This is a genomic window from Nocardia sp. NPDC019395 (genome assembly GCF_040632335.1).
In the GTDB taxonomy this organism is placed as follows: Bacteria; Actinomycetota; Actinomycetes; order Mycobacteriales; family Mycobacteriaceae; genus Nocardia.
This window is the reverse complement of sequence record NZ_JBEYBT010000001.1, coordinates 1,716,628-1,736,465: the sequence shown is the minus strand read 5'-3', so window position 1 is coordinate 1,736,465 and position 19,838 is coordinate 1,716,628. Positions and strand designations below refer to the sequence as shown.

Annotated in this window: 19 protein-coding genes; 6 read left to right on the top strand and 13 right to left on the bottom strand. The window is 68.1% G+C overall.

Annotated features, from left to right (window positions below):
* Positions 1–81: 81 nt before the first annotated feature.
* Positions 82–1,434 (top strand): hypothetical protein, encoded by a 1,353-nt coding sequence (locus ABZ827_RS07245; RefSeq protein WP_357233706.1) that lies wholly within the window; start codon positions 82–84, stop codon positions 1,432–1,434.
* A 166-nt stretch (positions 1,435–1,600) separates the two neighbouring features.
* Positions 1,601–2,491 (top strand): hypothetical protein, encoded by an 891-nt coding sequence (locus ABZ827_RS07240; RefSeq protein WP_357233704.1) that lies wholly within the window; start codon positions 1,601–1,603, stop codon positions 2,489–2,491.
* Between the two features lie 10 nt (positions 2,492–2,501).
* Here ABZ827_RS07240 and ABZ827_RS07235 read toward each other — a convergent pair whose 3' ends face one another.
* From ABZ827_RS07235 to ABZ827_RS07210, 6 genes are all read right to left on the bottom strand, one after another.
* Positions 2,502–2,831, bottom strand: coding sequence for a hypothetical protein (locus ABZ827_RS07235; RefSeq protein WP_357233702.1), 330 nt, complete (start codon positions 2,829–2,831; stop codon positions 2,502–2,504).
* The gene (locus tag ABZ827_RS07230) at positions 2,821–3,123 is read right to left on the bottom strand and encodes a hypothetical protein (protein WP_357233700.1); all 303 of its coding nucleotides are present in this window, start codon (positions 3,121–3,123) and stop codon (positions 2,821–2,823) included. The genes ABZ827_RS07235 and ABZ827_RS07230 overlap by 11 nt, the downstream gene beginning before the upstream one ends.
* 136 nt (positions 3,124–3,259) lie before the next feature.
* Positions 3,260–4,315, bottom strand: coding sequence for a fused (3R)-hydroxyacyl-ACP dehydratase subunits HadA/HadB (locus tag ABZ827_RS07225; protein ID WP_357233698.1), 1,056 nt, complete (start codon positions 4,313–4,315; stop codon positions 3,260–3,262).
* The gene (locus ABZ827_RS07220) at positions 4,312–5,376 is read right to left on the bottom strand and encodes an alpha/beta hydrolase family protein (protein ID WP_357233696.1); all 1,065 of its coding nucleotides are present in this window, start codon (positions 5,374–5,376) and stop codon (positions 4,312–4,314) included. The genes ABZ827_RS07225 and ABZ827_RS07220 overlap by 4 nt, the downstream gene beginning before the upstream one ends.
* Positions 5,377–5,611: 235 nt before the next feature.
* Positions 5,612–5,947, bottom strand: coding sequence for an Lsr2 family protein (locus tag ABZ827_RS07215; protein WP_357233694.1), 336 nt, complete (start codon positions 5,945–5,947; stop codon positions 5,612–5,614).
* A gap of 291 nt (positions 5,948–6,238) precedes the next feature.
* Positions 6,239–7,129, bottom strand: a complete 891-nt coding sequence (locus tag ABZ827_RS07210) for an alpha/beta hydrolase (protein WP_357233692.1) — start codon at positions 7,127–7,129, stop codon at positions 6,239–6,241.
* A 155-nt stretch (positions 7,130–7,284) separates the two neighbouring features.
* Here ABZ827_RS07210 and ABZ827_RS07205 point away from each other — a divergent pair, with 155 nt between their 5' ends.
* Complete coding sequence (locus tag ABZ827_RS07205) at positions 7,285–8,196, top strand: TIGR03564 family F420-dependent LLM class oxidoreductase (RefSeq protein WP_357233690.1); 912 nt, start codon at positions 7,285–7,287, stop codon at positions 8,194–8,196.
* Positions 8,197–8,243: 47 nt separating this feature from the next.
* Here ABZ827_RS07205 and ABZ827_RS07200 read toward each other — a convergent pair whose 3' ends face one another.
* Complete coding sequence (locus ABZ827_RS07200; RefSeq protein WP_357233688.1) at positions 8,244–9,149, bottom strand: universal stress protein; 906 nt, start codon at positions 9,147–9,149, stop codon at positions 8,244–8,246.
* Positions 9,150–9,325: 176 nt separating this feature from the next.
* Here ABZ827_RS07200 and ABZ827_RS07195 point away from each other — a divergent pair, with 176 nt between their 5' ends.
* Positions 9,326–9,823, top strand: coding sequence for a GNAT family protein (locus tag ABZ827_RS07195; protein WP_357233686.1), 498 nt, complete (start codon positions 9,326–9,328; stop codon positions 9,821–9,823).
* 7 nt (positions 9,824–9,830) lie between these two features.
* On the opposite strand, the gene ABZ827_RS07190 is transcribed toward ABZ827_RS07195, so the two are convergent.
* A complete protein-coding gene (locus ABZ827_RS07190; RefSeq protein WP_357233684.1) occupies positions 9,831–10,739 on the bottom strand; it encodes a Ku protein in 909 nt (302 codons plus the stop codon).
* Complete coding sequence (locus tag ABZ827_RS07185; protein ID WP_357233682.1) at positions 10,739–11,845, bottom strand: lycopene cyclase family protein; 1,107 nt, start codon at positions 11,843–11,845, stop codon at positions 10,739–10,741. The genes ABZ827_RS07190 and ABZ827_RS07185 overlap by 1 nt, the downstream gene beginning before the upstream one ends.
* A gap of 141 nt (positions 11,846–11,986) precedes the next feature.
* Here ABZ827_RS07185 and ABZ827_RS07180 point away from each other — a divergent pair, with 141 nt between their 5' ends.
* A complete protein-coding gene (locus tag ABZ827_RS07180) occupies positions 11,987–13,486 on the top strand; it encodes an MFS transporter (protein ID WP_357233680.1) in 1,500 nt (499 codons plus the stop codon).
* 39 nt (positions 13,487–13,525) lie between these two features.
* Here the strand turns inward: ABZ827_RS07180 and ABZ827_RS07175 are convergent, their stop codons facing one another.
* The 3 genes from ABZ827_RS07175 to ABZ827_RS07165 form a co-directional block, all read right to left on the bottom strand.
* Positions 13,526–14,404 (bottom strand): hypothetical protein, encoded by an 879-nt coding sequence (locus ABZ827_RS07175; protein ID WP_357233678.1) that lies wholly within the window; start codon positions 14,402–14,404, stop codon positions 13,526–13,528.
* A 215-nt stretch (positions 14,405–14,619) separates the two neighbouring features.
* Entirely contained in the window at positions 14,620–15,537 is a 918-nt protein-coding gene (locus ABZ827_RS07170) for a hypothetical protein (protein ID WP_357233676.1), read from the bottom strand.
* A 75-nt stretch (positions 15,538–15,612) separates the two neighbouring features.
* Positions 15,613–17,097, bottom strand: coding sequence for an NAD(P)/FAD-dependent oxidoreductase (locus ABZ827_RS07165; RefSeq protein WP_357233674.1), 1,485 nt, complete (start codon positions 17,095–17,097; stop codon positions 15,613–15,615).
* A 248-nt stretch (positions 17,098–17,345) separates the two neighbouring features.
* On the opposite strand from ABZ827_RS07165, the gene ABZ827_RS07160 reads away from it, so the two are divergent.
* On the top strand, positions 17,346–18,830 hold the full coding sequence (locus ABZ827_RS07160; protein ID WP_357233672.1) for a cytochrome P450: 1,485 nt from the start codon (positions 17,346–17,348) through the stop codon (positions 18,828–18,830).
* Positions 18,831–18,920: 90 nt separating this feature from the next.
* On the opposite strand, the gene ABZ827_RS07155 is transcribed toward ABZ827_RS07160, so the two are convergent.
* Positions 18,921–19,811 carry a serine hydrolase gene (locus ABZ827_RS07155; RefSeq protein ID WP_357234582.1) on the bottom strand — a complete coding sequence of 297 codons (891 nt, stop codon included), beginning with the start codon at positions 19,809–19,811 and terminating at the stop codon, positions 18,921–18,923.
* Positions 19,812–19,838 lie beyond the last annotated feature (27 nt).

Here is a 19,838-nt window from a genome sequence, read left to right as displayed (position 1 = left end):
CAGGCTGAGGGTGGGCGCCCAGCCGGAGGACGGTCCTGGGCCGGGCGGTTCGGCCGATACGCAGCGGTACGAAGGCGGGACATGGCGGGCTCCGACGACGACAGCCGCTCCGGCGGCGCGCTCGATGCGGCCGAGCGGCGCGAGCTCGAGCGGCTACGTTCCGAGGTCGCGTCGCTGCGCGCCGGAACGCCGTCCGCGGGAGAGGCTCGGCCGCGGAGCCACGTTCCGCGCTGGACCGCCGCTACCGCCCTCCTGGTCCTCATGGGCCTCCTGCTGGTGACCTCGGTGGCTGCTCGATACATTCACAGCGAGATCCTCGACACCGACCGGTATGTGGCCACCGTGGCGCCCTTGGGCGCGGACCAGGCCGTGCAACAGGCGGTGACCGACCGGATCACCGACGAGATCGTCGACCGGGTCGATATCGAGCGGCTCACAGCGAACGCGTTGACCGAACTGGCGGAGTCCGCGCCACGGCTCGAGCCGGTCGTGGGGTTGGCGCCCGTGATCGCCGGGCAGGCAAGGAACTTCGTGCACGACACAGTCGGTGCGGTGGTCGCTTCGGACGAGTTCGAAGACCTGTGGGTTCAGGCCAACCGCGCCGCACATGCCGGTGTCGTCGCATTGGTGACCGGTGAGACCGGGTCGAGCGCTGTGCGTGTCGACGACAGCGGAACGGTCGGCATCCACCTCGGCGTGATCATCGACAAGGTGCAGGTGCGGTTGTCCGAACGTGGTTTCGCCTTCGCCGACGAGATTCCACAGTTCGATGAGGAGTTCGTATTGATCGAGTCCCCCGAACTCGCCGAGGCTCAGCGGGTGGTTCGGATTCTCGATTCGGCCGCCACCGTGCTCCCGTGGCTTACGCTGCTCGCGGCTGCCGCCGCGGTCTGGATGGCGCCGCGCGGGTCGCGGTTGCGGGCGCTGGTATGTGTCGGGGCGACGTTCATCGTCGCCATGGCGGTGATGGCGGTGGCGCTGAACGCCGGCCGTGCCGTGTATCTCGACAACCTGCCACCCGGGATCCGCTCACCTGCTGCGGCGGCGGCGATTCTGGATGCCGTTGCCGCGCCGTTGCGTAACGCGTTGCGAGCGGTGGTCGTCGTTGGGCTGGTACTCGCTGTCGGTGCCTATCTGATGGGCGGCTCGGCTTCGGCTTCGGCGATTCGCCGCGGTCTCGGCCGTGTTCCGGAACTGCTGCGGCGGCGCGGGTCTGCCCGTCCGCCCACCTCCACGGAGATCTGGTTCGCACGTGCTGTGGTGCCCCTACGCCTCGGCGTCGTCGGCGCCGCGGTGCTGCTCCTGGTGTTCTGGGACTACCCGACCGCAACGGTGGTCGGCTGGGTCGTGGTGGTTGCTCTGGCGGCGCTGCTACTGCTCGAGGTTGTGGCCCGGCCCACGGTCGCGAGGGTTCGGCCGGTCGAAGCCGAGTGAGATACTCGCGCCGCGGGCCGGGCCCCGGTATCCAGAGCCCTGGACATATTTGTCATTGCTGGTCAGAGTGCATTCAGATGGTGGTTCGGAATATTCTGCCCATCCGAGTCGAGCGCCGGATCCGAATGTGAAACAACAGCATCTCTTTCTTTGCGAAAGGTGATCGATGGGTAGCGGCAAGCACAGAGCAGTCAGTCCGCGTCGGCAGAAGATGGGGTCCCTGGTGGTCGCCGGGGCGGTTCCCGTCGTTCTCGCCATGGTGGGGAGCGGCACCGCGAATGCCGAACCCGGCCGATACGTCACGGCGAGTCCGGCCGAACACGACGAGAACCTGCCATATATGGCCGCGGCCGGCGACAACGCGGAGCCGCCCGGCGAAACCCCGCTCGCGGGGCAGGTGGATGAAGGCCGGCAGTGGCCGAACGCAGAAATACCCAATGTGCGGCCCTATCGCGGTGTACGGATCCCCGACGACACCCTGAGTTCGTTGCAGTGGGCACGTTCTGTACCGCACAGCGAATACTTGTCGCCGGTGGAGGCGCTGCACGGTCCGGTTCCGGTGGATCCGGTGCCGCCGATCGCGCCGCCGCCCGGTGCGCTGCGGTTCGGGGACGTACAGGTGGATTCACCGGAATGGTTGCCGCGGGAACAGGCGATCCAGCTCAACGACGGTTCCGCGGTCGCGGAAGCCGATCTGGCCACATTCCTCGACTCGGTCGGTATGGAGCGCACTCGCTCCGACCGGGTCGCGGGTCAGACCGTCGGCGCGGCGGCTCTCGGGGCCGCGGCGGGAGCGGCCGTGGCCGCGCCGTTCGCGCTCGTCGGTGCGGGTGTCGGGGGTGCGCTCGGGCTGGTGATCGGTGCGCCGTTCGCGCCGGTCGGACTCGCCGCGGCACCCGTCGGTGCCGCCTACGGCGCGGCTCTCATGGCTGCTCCGCTCGCCGCGATCGGTGCCGGTATCGGAGCCGGTCTCGGTGCGGCGCATGCGCTCAGCGCTCCGCCGCGAGCCCTCGGCCCGGTGCCGGACAGTGTGCCGGGGGCGGCGATCGCCGGCTGACGCGTGGGTGTCAGGCCGAATGCGGCAGGCTGGTGAGGGCCCGTACGGCGTCGGCCAGTGGGATCATGCGCTCGGGTTGCTCCGCCAGTAGTCCCATCTCGATGTACTGGCGGATCAGGATGGACGGTGTCACGCCGTGTTCGGCGGCCTTGCGCCGGACGCGGTCGCGCATATCCGGCGTCCATTTGAACGAGGTGGCCACCATGCCCTGTTCGATGTGGTCGCTGGTCGGCGGCAACGGCGGGAGCGGGGCGGCATCGTGGTAGGTGAGTGCGTTCAGGAATTCCTCGGCTGCGTCGGGTGACCGCGGATAGCCGGGTTCGGGTTCTTTATCGATCATCTCGGGTCGCCTCCCATGCGGTGTATTCGGCGATGTGTGCGGGCCGCATCGGTACAGCCAGCAGGATCTGCCACCGGGCGTCGGTGCGGAGCCACCGCAGTAGCACGATGAGGGCTCGTCCGTCGTCCGTGCGGCCCCAGACGGTTGCGGCGGGTAGTCCGTCGCGGCTTGTCGCTGCCCGGGGCCACCGCCGCGGCGAATACAGCACCTCCAATACTTCCCAGGGCTCGATTTCGCCGCGGTGGAGCAGTTCGTACGCACCGATCCACCATTCGTACTGCCCGTATTCCACGGATTCCTACGATAATACCTCGGTATTACCCGCGTGGCACAGAGGTGGTGCCCGGTCCGGGCCGGGTCAGGTCGATCGGCAGCGGGGAGGGTCGCCCGGGGCGGGCCGGGCGACAGCCGCCGGGCACGGGGGTGGATCAGCGCAACTGGACGACAGCCGTGGCGCGGCCGAAGATTCTGCGACCCTGGTGCCGGGCAGTGAGGGCGATCGTCGCCGTCCGGCAGACCGGGTCCGTGGCCTTCACTCTGCCGGTGAATTCGATATCGGCGCCTTCCCGGGTGACGTACACCGGACTGGTGAGCCGGACCGCGTATTCCCGGACGGCACCCGGGTCGCCGAGCCAGGAGGTGACGAAACCCGCGCCCGTGCCGATCGACAACATCCCGTGTGCGACGGGGGCTTCGAGGTCGACGTGGCCGGCGATCTCGGCGCTCCAGTGGATCGGGTTCGGATCACCGGACACACCGGCGTAGTTCACCAGATCACCGATCGTGAGGTGCACCGTCCGGGCCGGCAGTTCGTCGCCGACCCGGATCGTGTCGAAAGCGCGACGGTACCCCACGGCCGGCAGTGCGGTGGCGGGCGCAACGGGCAGCTCACCGGCGTCCGCGACCGAACCGCCGCGGGGCGATGGGCCGGGCCGGTTGCTGCCCGGCCGGAAGCCGTGCATGAGCACTCCAGCCCCGAGATCGCCGAGGTCGGGCCCGGCGCCGGCACGGCCCACCACGCCGGTGCGTGAGACCAGAACCAGCGCGCCGTGCTGATCGGTGACCGTGGTCTCGAATGCCATGAGGTCGCCACCGAACGCTCGCCGCACCGATTCGAGGTGGATCTCGAAGGACAGAGCATCGCCGGCGCGGATCGGCTTGTGGTAACGGATGACCTGGTCGGTCTGCATGATCTGGCTCAGGTCGTATCCGGTCATCACGGAATCGAACATTTCGGCTTGCGCCAGGTACCCCGGCACCGAGAAGAAGGTCGCGGGGGCGATGAGCCCGCCGTACCCGTATTCGATCCCGGCGTCTTCGGACCAGTGCACCGGGTGATGATCCTGGACCGCCCGCGCGAATTCGCGGACCTTCTCCCGGCCGACCACGTAATGATCGCGCGTGCGATAGCGCAGCCCCTCCGGGAGTCCGTCGTCGAGCACAGTCCCCGTGGCGCGGCCCGGGGATTCGCCGGGGGCCGTCATCCGATATTCGCCGAGAGATCCGGCAGCATCCGTAGCGCCTGGTCGGCCCAGGTGTTCCAGGCGTGGATTCCGTAGGCGGGGAAGTCGTAGTGCACGTTCTTCGCGCCCAGGGTCGCCATCCGTACCTGGAACGCGCGGGTGTTCACCAGTGCCAGCGCTTCCAGGCCCATTCCGTTGGCGGTGCCCATCGTCGGACCGTCGGACGAGGTGGGCAGGCCACTGGCCGCCGAGACCCAGAGTCGCGTGTTGTTCGCGACAAGCCCACGAGCGGCGACGAACGGATCGATCCGCAGCCATTTCGGATCCCACGGTGCGGCCATCGAATCCACGTTGTAGCCGCCGGCGTCGATCATGGCGACCCGGATCGCCTCGCGCATTCCGGGCGCGGAAATATTCAGATAGCCGGAGTAGGAACCGGCGAAGCTGAATCGGTCCGGATATTGCGCTGCCAGCGTGAGTGCGGCGCTACCGCCCATGGACAGGCCGAATACGCCGTTGCGTTGCGTCGAGAAACCCAGCCTGTCGCGCAGTGCGGCGGGCAGTTCGCGGCTCAGGAAGGTATCCCACTTGTAGGTGTAGGACTTACCGGGGCCCGCCGACATGGCCTGCAGACCGCCGGAGCCGGACGCCGAACCCGACGATCCGTTCGTCGATCCGGATCCGGGCGGTATTCCGGCGAAGGTGCTGGGTGCGTTCCAATCCGTGTAGAAGCTGGACTGTCCGCCGACCGGCATCACCACGTTGATATTCGCTTTGGTGAATTCCCGCGCGATATCGGTATCGATTTCCCAGCCGCTGAGGTCCTCACGGGCGCGCATCCCGTCGAGGGCGTACACCACCCGCGAGGTGTTACCGTCCGCGGCGCGGAAAATACGGGATTTGATCGGGCCCATGCTGCCGTCGACCCAGAAATCCATTCCTGCCGGGTCGAAGGCGGCACGTGCGGAGGGGGCGCCGCCGGCGATCAGGGAGACGGCCTGGAACAGCACGGCGAGCGCGGCGACGGCGGGCCAGAATCTACGGCGGCTACGGGCGGCGAACGTCGCCGGTGACAATCGCATGAGTGAACAGGGCCTTTCGTCCGGTGCGAGCAGGTCGCGCGCGCGGCCGGCTGTGCCGTCCGCGCGCTGTACGACCGGTGCCGAACATCGCGTGGCCCCGCCACGCCATCGGCATACCGATTTCTATGTCGCCTCCGGAGAGCATCCCGTTACCTGTTTGTGATCTTTCACGCGTCCGGGCCCGGCCCCCTATGACCGGTTCTGAGCCACACGGTCACCGGTACTCGGGTGCGGCTCAGTTGTGTGCCTTGCGGTACGCCTCGGTCACCTCGGCGGAAATCCGGCCCCGGTTCGACACTTCCATGCCGTTCTGCCGCGCCCAGTCGCGGATGGCCTGGGTCTGGCGGCTGTCGGCGGCGGCCCGGCCGAGCCGTTTGCCCTTCGTCACCCGCCCGCCGGTCTTGCGCGCATGCGCCGCCCAGCCTCCGACGATTTCCCGCAGCTTCTCGGCATTATGTGCCGCGAGATCGATCTCGTAGGTGGCACCGTCCAGAGCCAGGGTGACGGTCTCCTCGGCCGGGGATGTTCCGTCGTAGTCGTCGACCAGCTCGACGATGACCTTGCGCGCCATACAGTCCTCCGAAAGGGTGGGCAGATAATCCGCGTCATCGTAGCGATATCACACCGGCGCACCGGAACCGGTGGCATCGAGATCGTCGATCGGGCGGCGCTATCCCGGTGGGCGAGTTGGGATCTGCGCGAGGACAGGGGCTACCGGCAGGCGCTCTGGGAGTCGATCGGTGCCGGTCGTCGGTGGTGCAGCCGGTACCCGCGGCGCGGTCCGGGCCCGCCGGCCGACGCGACAGCGCCGGTGGGGGAGCCGGGTATCCGCGACGATTCGGGGAATTCGAAGAACGCGGGGCTATCCGACCCGTGTCGTGAGGAATTCGCGAAATGCGCTCAGGGTGTCCCGGGGAGCCTCGAGTTGCGGGTAGTGACCGACACCGGGCAGTTCGACCACATCCGGTTCGGCGACCAGCCGCTGATATCGGCGCACCATGCGGGCACCCGACACCGGATCACGCAAACCGTCGATGAGCCGGACCGGGACCTGGGGCCGGATCAGGGCACCCACCCAGCGCTCCCGATGGGTCCGCCGCTGCGCCATATAGCCCATCAGTTTGTGGCCGTTGCGTTTTCCGTGCTTACTGCACCACAGCAGCCAGAACCGGTGCATCTCGTCGGAATCCGGTTTGCTGTCGGGGCCGAAGACAGCCGACAGGCTGTGCGCGAAGGTCCCCTCGGTGCCGAACCGGCCGACCAGCGGGCCGAGCGGCCCGGCCAGCAGGCGTTGTATGGGCCGCGGCCGGTGCGCCTCCGGGAAGAGTCCGCCGTTGAGCAGGCAGACCGATTCGACGACCAGTGATCGGTCGCCGGCCGCATGACGTTCCGCGTCGCGGGCCAGCAGTTCCTGGGCGACCGTGTCACCGTAATCGTGTGCCAGTATGTGGAATCGCTCGATGCCCTGCTCGCGCAGCAGCTGTTCACACAGATCGGCCTGATCCATGATCGTGTAGTCGTAGTGCTGCGGTTTGGCCGACCAGCCGAAGCCGATCAGATCCGGTGCCAGCACCCGCGCGAACTGTTCGCACAGATCGGGCCAGACCAGATGCCAATCCCAGGACGCGGTCGGGAAGCCGTGCAGGCATAGTAGGTTCCCCGCGGATCCGGTTCCGCCGGGCCGCCAGAAGATCTGGTGTCCGCGATGGGTAAAACGCTGTCCGTTCGACCGCCAGCTCGCAAACTCGTCCATGCTCCCAGCATGCCCCGCCGGAGCCCGTCGGTCGAGGAGGTCCCGGGCGCGTCGGCGGCGCGTCGCGTCGCGCGTTTCTCCCGCTGCCGGCGGGTAGGGTCGGAGACGCAACCATCGAGGTCCAGCAGTCCTACGAGCCGACCAGGAGGCCCGCCGTGCGGATCGGCATTCTGCTCAGTGAACCATCCGGAAGTGATGCCCTGCGCACGCTCACCGAGGAACTGCGGCGAACCGCCGAGGAGGGATTCCAGTCGGCCTGGCTGTCGCAGATATTCGGATTCGACGCGCTCACCGCGCTCGCCGTGGCGGGCAGCCAGGTACCGGATATCGAACTGGGGACGGCCGTGGTCCCCAGCTATCCGCGGCATCCGGGAGCGCTGGCCCAGCAGGCGCGGACGACCGCACTCGCGGTGGGCCCGGATCGCCTGACATTGGGTGTCGGACTGTCCCATCGTGTCGTCATCGAGAATATGTACGGGTACGGGTTCGAACGCCCCGCCCGCCATATGAGCGAGTATCTGTCGGTTCTCGGCCCACTGCTGCAGCGGGAGCCGGTGTCGTATACGGGTGAAACCCTGGCGGGGAACCTGGAACTCGGTATCCCGGACGAGGGCCGGATTCCGGTGCTGCTGGCCGCCATGGGCACGCAGATGTTGCGCCTGGCCGGGCGCCGCACCGAGGGCACCGTCCTGTGGATGACCGGGCCGGCCACGATCCGGGAGCATATCGCGCCGACCATCGCCGCTGCCGCCGCGGACGCCGGGCGGCCCGCCGCGCGTATCGTCTGTGCGCTGCCGGTGCTGGTCACCGATGATATCGAGGCCGCGCGGGAACGGGCGGGACGTACCTTCGCGACGTACGGGACGCTACCGTCGTATCGGGCGATGATGGACCGCGAGGGCGCGGCCGGCCCGGCGGATCTCGCGATCATCGGGTCGGAGGACGAGGTCGCCACCCGGGTCGGCGAGGTGTTCGCCGCGGGTGCCACCGACTTCGTGGCCTCGGTGTTCGCCGGCGGCGAAGATGCCCGGCGAACCCGCGCACTGCTTGCCGGAATGATCGGCTGACCGGCTTCCCGGGGCGCATTGCCCGGCTCGGGGCCCGAGTTTCCCGATCAGCCGGGTCGGGTGATCATGACCGGGCACGTGGCCCGCTGTATCAGCGACTGACTGGTCGAGCCGAGCAGTAGCCCCCGGAATCCGCCGCGGCCCCGGCTGCCCACGACGAGCAGCTGGGCGCGTTCAGACCACTCGCGCAGATGCTGTGCCGGGGTCGACGGATAGACCTCGCGTTGCACGGCGACCTCCGGGTAGCGCTGCTGCCAACCGGCCAGCCGTTCGGCGAGCACTGCCTGTTCCGCGGTCTGCAGGTCTTCCGCCGGTATCTCGATATATCCGGTGCTGGCGAATTCGGTGAAGGTCAGATCGCTCCAGGTGTGGACAGCGACGAGATCGGTTTCGCGTTCGGCCGCCTCGGCGAAGGCGGCGGCCACGGCGGTATCGCTGACCGGGCTGCCGTCGACACCGACGACCACCGGACCGCTGGTGATGTCCTCACCGTCCTCCCGGACCGCGACGATGGTGCCCCGCCCGTGCGCGGCGACCGCCAGGATGGTCGATCCGAGGTGCGCGACGGCGCCGCCGCGACGCGACCCCAGCACTACCATATGCGCGGACTCGGACAGCTCGATCAGCATCTTGGCGGGGCTGTGCTCGGAGATCAGGGTGTCGGGTGCCAGTTCCGGCGCGGTTTCGCGGGCGACCTGAGTGCCGGTCAGCAGCGCCTGTTCGCCGTGCATGCGCAGGGTTCGGACGGCCTCGTCGACCATGGGCTTGTAGGCCATCAGCCAGGTTTTGGCCGGGGTCGAATTCATCCCGTAGGCGAGGACGAGCCGCCGCCCGCGCCGAGCGGCCACCGTGGCCGCCCAGCGGATGGCCGAATGGGCGGCGGGGGTCCCGTCCACGCCCACCACGACGGCGGCGGATACGAGCCGATGCGGATCCTCCGGGGTATCGGTCATGGGCCGAGTATCCACCCGGCGAACCGTGCTGGTCATATACCTGGGGCGTGTCTCCGCAAATGAGTGCCGCGGAATTGTCGTTCGGCGACATACAGTGTGCGAGCTGGCATTTTCGTTTCACGGCGCGCCGCCGCCGTGGCTTGTCGAATGGTCCGGATTATGCAGATCATGATCACGTGCTGATATCGGATGGGGTGATCGGGCTACGACCGATCGAGGTCGCGGACGCCGCCGCGCACCTGGCCGCTCAGGGCCGGGAACCGGTGCGCCCGGCGGCCGGGCCGGGCACTCCGAATATGGTCGCCGAATTCGAACGTTGCGTGGCGGAGTGGGCGGACGACGGACCGCATAAGACCTTCGCTGTCGTGGACGTTCCGGCCCGTGCGCTGGCCGGAACGCTGGATATAACCCTGGAACCGGAATTCCTCGCGAAACGGCAGGCCGATATCCGGTACGGAATCTATGCGCCCTGGAGCGGCCGCGGAGTGGACGGCCGGACTGTCGTGCTGGCCTGCCGGTACTTGGCCCGGCAGGACTCCGCGGACGAGGCGGTGCTGCGTATCGACCCGGCCGATACGGCGGCGATCGCCCTGGCCCGTCATCTCGGATTCCACTATCACCGCAGCAGCTCCGAGCCGAAGGGCCGGTTGGATTGGTTCATCCAGGCCGTGTAACGGCGGGTCATGCGCCCTTTCGAGTTCGCTTCTGCGCGGTTTTGCTCTGCGCGGTTTTGCTCTGCGCGGACTTACGGGGTTTCGAAGTTTTACCGGTGCTCTTGTCGTCCGCGGATTTCCCGCCGCCACGGGCGCCACTGGCCTCCAGGCTCCGCTGCAGCGCGGCGACCAGATCGACGACCTCGGCGTCGGATTCCTCGGCCGGGCCGGTCTCGGCGCGCTCCGGTGCTTTCCCGTCTCCGCGGGCGATCGCTTCCTCGAGCAGACGCTGGAGTTCGACCTGGTATTCGTCGGTGTACTGGTCGGGATCGAAATCCTCCGACATCGATTCGACCAGTGTTTCGGCCATCTTTATCTCCTGCGGCCGGGGTGCCTTGGCTTCCTCGAGCGATTCGAACGATACCGAGCGGACTTCGTCCGGCCACAACAGTGTTTGCAGGACCAGCATTCCGTCCCGGACCCGCATCGCGGCCAGGCGGGTTTTCTGCCGGAGCGTGAAATGTACGAGGGCGGTCCGCTCGATACCTTCGAGCGTCGCGGCCAGCAGAACGTAGGCCTTGGGAGTGGTCGAATCCGGTTCGAGGTAGTACGTCTTGTCGTACAGGATCGGATCGATCTGATCCGACGGAACGAATTGCAGGACCGGGATCTCGTGTTTTTCGGCCACCGGCAGTTTGCCGAAATCGTCATCGGTGAGGATGACCTTCTCGCCTTCGGGCGATTCGTATTGTTTATCGATATCGGCGAATTTGACCGATTGTCCGCAGACGGTGCAGACGCGGTCGTATTTGATCCGGCCGCCGTCCTTGGCGTGGACCTGGTGGAACTTGATGTCGTGATCCTCGGTGGCGGTGTAGACCTTCACGGGGACGTTCACCAGCCCGAACGCGATCGAGCCTTTCCAGATGGACCGCATTACTCCATGATGACCGAACCGGACCTCGTGTGCGAGAGAGCGGGAAAATGCAGTGTCGCGGCGGCGAGCCGTGCCCGGGTTCGCCCGGGCAGGGCGGCGAAGAGCCGGGTCATGGCGGTGACCGTTCCGGTGAGGTCGCTGTGACCGGATATGTAGGCACGTTGGAGATCGACGTCGAGGTCGAAGAATGTGTCGAAGAAACGGGGAAGCTCGTCCGGCGGCAATGCGAGCAGTGCTCGCAGCCCGGCCCGCCGGAGCCGGTACACCGCGTGGGCCGTGATCCGCGGCCCCGGCCGCCCGGCCGCGATATCGTCGGCGGCCACCAGAGCCGCGGCGACGCTGTACCCGGTGGCCGGATGCATATACCCACCGGCCGCGCCGAAGCGCCCTGCACCGGGGGTGCCGCCGACGACCGGGAAGCGAACGCGCTCGACTCGCTCGTCTCCCTGCCACGGGATACCGCGCACCCGTAGCCGGTGCCGCAGGCGACGGGCCAGTTCGTCGAGGCCGATCGGGGGCGCACCCACCAGGCAGGTCTCCTCGAACAGGACGCTGCCGCCACCGAGCGGAATCGTGTAGAGGAACGAGCGGGCGGCGCCCGGACCGGTACCGTTATCGGACCTCCAGTCCATGAAGAGTGCCGGTATGTCCTGGTCGAGGTGCTCGACGACGATTCCGTAGGCTGTCTGCTCGGCGCGGCCGGGCCGGCGGCGTAACCCGCGCGCATCGATAACACGGCCGGCCCGCAGGACCCGGCCCGAGTCCACCGTCACGGTATGACGGCCGAGGGCACTCGCCCGGCCGGCGATAACAGTCGCGCCGGTGAGATCGAGGCTCTGCTGGAACCGGGCGGTGTTCAGCACTGTGTAGGAGCGCGGTATCGCGTGGGCCTGCGCGCCGTAGGCGATCGGCTCGGCGACCGTGGCCGCCACCGTCGCGTCGTCCAGCCAGGGCGGAAGTTCGTCGGTCCAGGCGGCATAGGTAGCCTGCCAGCGCCGTCGCGGATTCGGATCGACCGCGGTGACCGACAGCCCGCGGGCCAGGCAGCGGTGGGCGAGCGCCCGCCCGGCCGGGCCCAAACCGCAGATCACGATATCGGCGCTCATCGAGGGATCGAAACACTAGCCGTGCTAGCTCTGAGTGGCGGGGTGCTGAAGTTCGCTGGAGGGCCAGGGGTGTGGTCCGGAACAGCCGCGCCCACGGATGATGTTACGAGTAGATGAACCGACGACCTGGAAGGACCTTCGATGACGAACCTGGAGGCGGCGCGGACCGTCCCCGATACGGGAGGCGGACGGCGCGCCTGGTTCGGTCTGGCCGTACTGCTGCTGCCGGTACTGCTGGTGTCGATGGATATGTCGGTGCTGTTCCTGGCCTTACCCACACTGACCGCCGATCTCGACCCGACAGCGGCGCAGCAGCTGTGGATACTCGATATCTACGGGTTCCTCATCGCCGGTCTGCTGATCACCATGGGCAATCTGGGTGACCGGATCGGCCGCCGCAATATCCTGCTCGCCGGTGCCGCGCTGTTCGGTATCGCCTCGGCGATAGCCGCCTTCGCGCCCAGCGCCGGGGTGCTGATCGCGGCCCGGGCACTGATGGGGATCGGCGGGGCCACATTGCTACCGTCCAGTCTGGCGTTGATCTCGAATCTCTTCCCCGACCAGCGGCAACGGTCCAAGGCGATCGGCGTGTGGACAGCGTTCTTCGCGGGGGGATCCGCGGTGGGGCCCATCATCGGCGGTGTGCTGTTGCACCACTTCCCGTGGGGCTCGGTCTTCCTTATCAATATTCCGGTGCTGCTGGTGCTGCTGATATTCGCGCCGGTGCTGCTGCCGGAGCACCGGGCCACCGCGCTGGGCCCGTTGGACCTGCCGAGCGTGATTCTCTCGATCGGCGGCATCCTGCCCGCGGTCTATGCGGTGAAACATATCGCCGAATACGGACCCGATGCCGAGGCGCTGCTGAGCGCACTGGCCGGTGCGGCGGTACTCACCGTATTCGTCCGGCGGCAGCGGCGGTTGACCGAACCGCTGCTCGATCTGGCGCTGTTCCGGCGGTCGCGATTCTCACTGGCCATCGGATCGTGTACCGCGGCCATGATGTCGCTCGCCGGATTGAGCTATCTGAGCAGTATCTGGCTGCAATCGGTCACCGGCCGTGACCCGCTGCAGGCGGCGCTGCTCGGGATACCGATGGCCGTCACCGTATTCGTCTTCTCGGTCAACGGATCCGCGGTGGCTCGTCTGCTCGGTGTGCGGTGGGCGTTCGCCTTGGCGCTGGCGGTGGCCGCGATCGGTAATCTGCTGGTACTCGGGATCGGTGTCGACGGCGGTGCGGTCTGGTACTCGGCCGGATCGGCGATCGCCGGTATCGGCTACGGGATCGTGTTCACCCTGGTGTCGGAAGTAGCGGTGGCCGCGGTCCCGCCGGAGCGGGCCGGGTCGGCGGTCGGTATCTCCGAAACCAGTTTCGAACTCGGCAATGCGCTGGGGCTGGCACTGCTCGGGTCGCTGGCGGCGCTGGTCTTCCGCTCGGCCGGCGAGTTCGCGCCCACCCTGGGCGAGACGATTCAGCGGCCCGACGCCGATACCGCACTGGTGCACGCGGCCCGGGACGCGTTCGTCACCGGTGCCCACACCTCGATCGCGGTCGGGGCCGGCATTCTGCTGATCGTGGCGACTGTGGCGGCGGTCGTGGGGAGAGGCGGGCGTTCGGCCGTCACACAGCCGATCGACCCGTAGGTATCCGGCGGGCGATCCGCCCGCCGGACACCCGGGTTGTCACTGTGGTGCTGTGCCGTACGGAGCGGCGGCGAAACCGTCGGCCGCGCCGATCGCCCCGCCGATGGCGCCGCCCACGGCCATCGCGGGCGCGGCGATGACCGCGTACCCGATGGCCGCACCCAGCACTGGGCCGATGACCAGGCCGATCGGCAGGAACGGAACACCCGAGATGAGCCCCGCCACCGCGCCCACCATCGCCGAGGTGGCCGCGATCGGGGACGCCAGCGTATTACCGACCGACGCGCCGATGGCGGCGGAGCCCACCGTCTGGGCGGCGATCCGATCCGACCGGCTGCGTTCCACGCCCACCGAATCGAAGAACGTCGCCACCTGCGCCTCGGCCTGGGCGGCGCCGGTGTTGATCTCGCGGACGTCGAACGGAGGGGCGTCCATGATGATGTTCCCGACGCGCAGTTTGCCCGGCGGGGCCTCGATCGGCGCCACCGGCGCCACCGGTACCGGTGCGTGCAGTTCACCCTGCGGGGCCAGATAGGAATATGCGGGTATCGGCCGAGTCGCCGGGGTCGGTGCGGGTGCCGGGACCGGATCCGCTACCCCGGCGGGGGCCGGTGCCGGTGCAGCGCCGAGGAACGGGGCCGCGGCCATACCGAACGTATCGGTCGCCGACCGGACGGCCACCGCGGTCGCCTCGTGCGCGGCGGCAGTGACATCGCGGAGCGGATCGCTGGTGGCGGGCGCGGTATGGATCAGATTCGCGGGTAGTGCGGGGATCAGGGGTGACGCGGGTGGCTCGGGGAGTGCTTCGGCGTTGGCCGTACCGGCGCCGATCAGTGTCGCGATGAGCGGGATCGCGCCCGCCGCGACTACCGATCCGGCAGCCCGCCGCGACGGACCGGTAGCTCTGTGCTTACCCATGGTCGCCTTTCTCCGGAAAGTTTGTCGGTTTGCCCGATATTCGGACCGGAACGGCCGGCGGATGGGTTATCTCAGTTCAGAGGTCTGAGCGATCGGCCCGGGAGGGGTCGCTGATCGATTGCTGCCCCGCCGGTCGCGGCGGTGTTCCGTCGATATCGCGCGTCACGACGGTCGTGGTAGGCCGGCCCGCCCGGCGGATTCGGCCGGCCTCGGGATCACTGGGGTGGTGCTCCGACGAGCGGCGTGGTGAAGCCGTCGGTCACTCCGTAGGCCGCGCCGAGTGCGGCACCGGCGGCCATGGCGGGTGCCGCGACGACGCCGTATCCGACTGCCGCCCCGAGTACCGGTCCGACGACGAGACCGGTCGGCAGGAACGGTATCCCCGCCACGAAGCCCGCGACCGCGCCCAGCATTCCGAACGGGATGGCGACCGGCGCGGCCACGGCATTCCCGATGGCCGCGCCGACGACGGCGTTACCCACGGTCTGGGCGGCGAGCCGATCTGCCCGGCCGGGCTCCATACCCGTCGAATCGAGGTAGGTCGCCACCTGCTCCTCGGTCTGCGCGGCACCCTGGTTGACCGGGCCGGCGTCGAAGGGCACGGCCATCACGATATTGCCGATCCGCAGTGTGCCCGGCGGTGTATCGATCGGCGCCGCGGGGGAGTCCGGCTGGGTGGCCGGGAGAGTAGCCCGGGGTGCGAGGTAGGTGTGTTCCGGCAGTGGTCCGGCACCCGGCGCGGCGGGCATCGGATCGGCGGGTGTGGTGGGCGGTGTGATCGCGGGAATCGGCGCGGGCACGGTCAGCGGCGCGGTCGCCGCGGTGATCGTATCGGTCACCGACCGGACGGCGTCCTGCACCGCGGTGCCGGCCGCGGCCAGCGGGTCCGGGGCTACCGGAGGCTGCACGGCCGGGGTGGCGTCCGGTAGCGCGGTGGTCGCCGCGGCCGGAGTGCTCGCGCCGGCGTCCGGGCCCGGCGGAAGCAGGCCCGCGGGGAATGCGGGTGGCGCGGGGAATGCTTCGGCGTCGGCCGTACCGGCGCCGATCAGTGTCGCGATGAGCGGGATCGCGCCCGCCGCGACAACCGAACCGGCAGCGCGCCGGGTGACACCCGTAGCTCTGTGCTTACCCATGGTCGCCTCTCTCCGGAAATATCGATTGCTCGATATTAGCTCCGGAGTGGGCATGGGTCCGGGATATCGGCCCGGTCAGCCGACCTTCCGATTGCCGGTGGGTTTCTCGCCTGCCGGATCGGCGCCCCCGGCTCCGGTGGGATCGGCCACGGATGTACCGCCCGCCGGGCCCGGCGGGCGGCGTCCCGCCGCTCCGCGCACGATCTCCTCACCTTCTTCGCTGTCGCCGTATACCGCCTCGAGTGCGAGCCGGGCGAAGATCCACTGTTCGGTCGCCGCCATCTGGCCGCGGCTGCGGCCGAGGAAGGTCACGAACCACTGGATGATCGTGATGATCCGGCTCCGGTAGCCGACGAGGTAGTACAGGTGCAGCGCCAGCCAGGCCAGCCAGGCGAGGAATCCGCCGAACTCGAGTTTGCCCACCTGGCAGACGGCGCTGAACCGCGAGATCGTCGCCATACTGCCTTTGTTGAAATATTTGAACGGCGCCCGGTCGTCCGGGGTCTGATTGCCCCCGACCTCCGCCTTGATCTGCTTCGCGGCGTAGGTGGCGCCCTGGATCGCGCCCTGCGCCTGCCCGGGAACACCGGGGACCGACATCAGATCGCCGACGACGAAAACATTCGGATGCCCCTTGATGGTGAGGTCCGATTCCACCACGACCCGCCCGGCGCGGTCCACCTCGGTCCCGGCGGAGGCATCCGCCAGCATCTTGCCCAGCGGGCTGGCCTGGACACCGGCCGACCAGACCTTGCACGCCGATTCGATCCGCCGGGTGGTGCCGTCCTGGTCCTTGACCGTCACACCGTGCGCGTCGACATCGGTGACCAGTGCGTTCAACTGGATTTCCACACCCATGGATTCGAGCCGGCGCTGCGCTTTGCCGCCCAGCTTCGGGCCCATCGGTCCGAGTACCGCACCCGCCCCCTCCACGAGGATCACCCGGGCGTCCCGGGGATCGATATTGTGGAATGTGCCTTCGAGCGTGCGATCGGACAGTTCGGCGATCTGCCCGGCCAATTCGACGCCGGTGGGTCCGGCGCCCACCACGACGAAGGTGAGTAGCCGGTCGCGTTCTTCCTGGGTACGCGCGACTTCGGCCTGTTCGAAGGAGCCGAGGATCCGGCCGCGCAGTTCGAGGGCGTCGTCGATGGTTTTCATACCCGGCGCGAAGGTGGCGAATTGATCGTTGCCGAAATAGGACTGCTGGGCGCCGGTCGCCACGATCAGGCTGTCGTACGGGGTCACGGTGGATTCACCGAGCAGGACCGAGGTGACCGTGCGTTCGGTCAGGTCGATATCGGTGACCTCGCCCAGTAGGATCCGGGCGTTCTTCTGTTTGCGTAGCACCAGCCGGGTCGCGGGCGCGATTTCGCCCACCGACAGGATTCCGGTGGCCACCTGGTACAGGAGCGGCTGGAAGAGATGGGTGGTGCTCTTGGAGATGAGGGTGACGTCCACATCGGCTCGTTTGAGGTGCTTGGTGCCGAACAGACCGCCGAATCCGGACCCGATCACCACGACGCGGTGCCGGCCGTTTCCAACAGGTTGCGTGCTCATATCGCTCCTCGCCAGCGGTGGGCCGGTGCTGCCCGGTGATCGTTGTCCGATATCGCACACGGTAGTGGCAGTACGCGCCGAGGACACAGTTCGATGCCCGTTGTTCACTCGTGGTGGTGTGGCAACTCACCACGATAGCGATCGCGTGGTGGTCTCGGGGGCAGCCCGCGGGTACCGATTCGGTTGAAAAGGCCGGTCCTTTGCAACAAAGACAATACGATGGATGCTATCTCTCAGGAGGTTTCGTCATGGTCACCGTCGACCGTGCCGCCACGCGACGAGCGCGGGCGCGCACCGATACCGAGAACTCGGCGCTCATCGAACTACCGAGGCGCCAGGTTGTCGACCGTTTGCTACAGAAGGTCCCCGAGCGGCTCAAGACACTGGCCACCCCGCCGTCCGGGAGTGATGCCGTCGCGGTGCGTGGGGACGCGGGCCTGCCGTATGTGGGCCGCACCTTCCATTACATGCGGTGGGGTCCGGCCGAAATGCTGGACAGGTACCGGCGTTTCGGTCCGGTCAGCATCAACAGCTCCATGGGTATGGATCGGGTTTTCGCCGCGGGACCCGACGCCCTGGACGAGGTGGTGGGCCGCCGCCGCCGCGATTTCGGGCAGGGCTGGGATTACTTCATCGGGCCGTTCTTCCGGCGCGGCCTGCTGCTGCTCGAATTCGACGAGCATATGTTCCACCGGCGCATCATGCAGCAGGCGTTCACCCGCGAGCGCCTGGAGGCGCATCTGGCGGAACTGACACCGGTGGTCCGTTCGACGATCGGCCGATGGGTTTCCGGCGGACCGGGCGCGAGCGGGACCGTGCAACTTTTCCCCGCGATCAAGGAAATGGCGCTGGATATCGCCGGCGAGACCTTCATGGCGGCCGAGGTGGGCGATCAGCGCCGGCAGCTCACCGACGCGTTCGTGGCGTGCACCCACGCCGGGCTCGCGCTCGTCCGGCACAACGTGCCGGGTGGGAAATGGCGCGCGGGGTTACGTGGCCGCAAGGTTCTCGAGGACTATTTCGCGGCCATGGTGCCGGCGAAGCGCCGCAGTGAGGCCCCCGACTTCTTCTCCGGGCTGTGCCATGCCCGCGCCGAGGACGGTTCGGTCTTCAGTGACGCGGATGTGGTCAACCATATGATCTTCCTGATCATGGCCGCTCACGACACCACCACGACCACTGCCACCGCAGTCGCCTACTACCTGGGCAAACACCCGGACTGGCAGGAGAAGGTGCGCGAGGAGGTGCGGGCGCTGGATCTGGCGCGGGAATCGCCGGCCATCGCCGATCTGGATACGCTGCACAATCTGGACCTGGTGGTGAAGGAGAGTCTGCGGCTGATGCCGCCGGTCCCCGGGATGGTGCGTCGCGCGGTGCGTGATACCGAGATCCTCGGGCATTACATCCCCGCCGGAACTCCGGTGGACCTCGGTTATCAGGTCAACCACCTGCTCGAGGAACTCTGGACCGATCCCGAGGTCTTCGATCCGACGCGCTTCTCCGAAGAGCGTCGCGAGGACAAATCGCATCGGCTCGCCTGGATGCCCTTCGGTGCGGGTTCACACAAATGCATCGGTATGCACTTCGGCACCTTCGAGGTGAAGACGATCATCTCCGCGCTGGTCCGTGACTACGAGTGGAGTTTTCCGGAGAGTTACCGGATGCCGTGGGGTTTCACCACGATTCCGTTCCCACGCGACGACGCCCCGATGCGGTTGCGGCGTCTCACCTGAGACAACCCCCCGCGATCGACAACGCCGGTCTCCCGTTCGTCACGGGAGACCGGCGCCGGTCGTTACGGAACAGCTCGGGCCGCAGCCGATTCAGCGACCGGACAGCAGGTTCTCGGCGACGGTGGTATCGGTGGCCGAGCCTTCCTCGTAGCCGCCCTCGCCGTTCATCGCTGTCATGATCGCCAAGGTGTAGCGCTCGCCCGCACCGGCGAACCCGACCGAGTTCACCACCCAGCCGCCCTGCTCGTCGGACCAGCCGTTCTTCAGGCCGGGCCGCATATCCGCTCCGGCGCCCCAGACGCCCCAGTGCTGATTGGAATCGACCCGGCGCATCAGATCCAGCAGGTAGCCGCGGTCGTCGGGATGCATCCGGTCCAGCACGCTCGACATGAGCCGGTCGAGATCGGCCGCGGTGGTCTTCTGGAACGCCCAGTGCGGACCGGGATTGGGGGAGGGCTGCGGGGCCAGGCTGGTCATCCCGTTGGCGCGGAACGCGTTGTTGAACGCCATGCGGTCGAGGCCCGCGTATTTGTTCCACAGCAGGTCGGTGGCCTGATCGTTGGACGTCAGCAGCATCTGCTCGATGAGCTGGCGGTCCTCCGGCGGCAGCGCGATGGCGCCGACACGGGCGCGGTTGAGCAGATCCTGCGCGATGGCGAGCTTGATCGTGGACGCGCTCCACACCAGATCCTCGGCGTGCGGACTCGCGTAGACGGCGCCGGTCTCGCGATCCCGGATCACGTAGCCGGTGACACCCGGCCGCGAGTCCAGATAAGAGTTGACGGTTTCGATCCGGCCGGCGAGATCACAGTCGAACCCGTGGGCGCAACCCTGGGTGTGCGCCGGCGGGACGGCAGCGGCCGAGGGCAGGCCGGCGGGTACGCCGGCGAACAGGATCGCGGCGGCGGCCAGGACGGATGCGGGCGCGGCCACACGGGGCGCCGCGGCGGTGAGCAGGGGGTAACGCACGAGGAAACACACTGTCATATCGACGCTCTGCGCGCACGT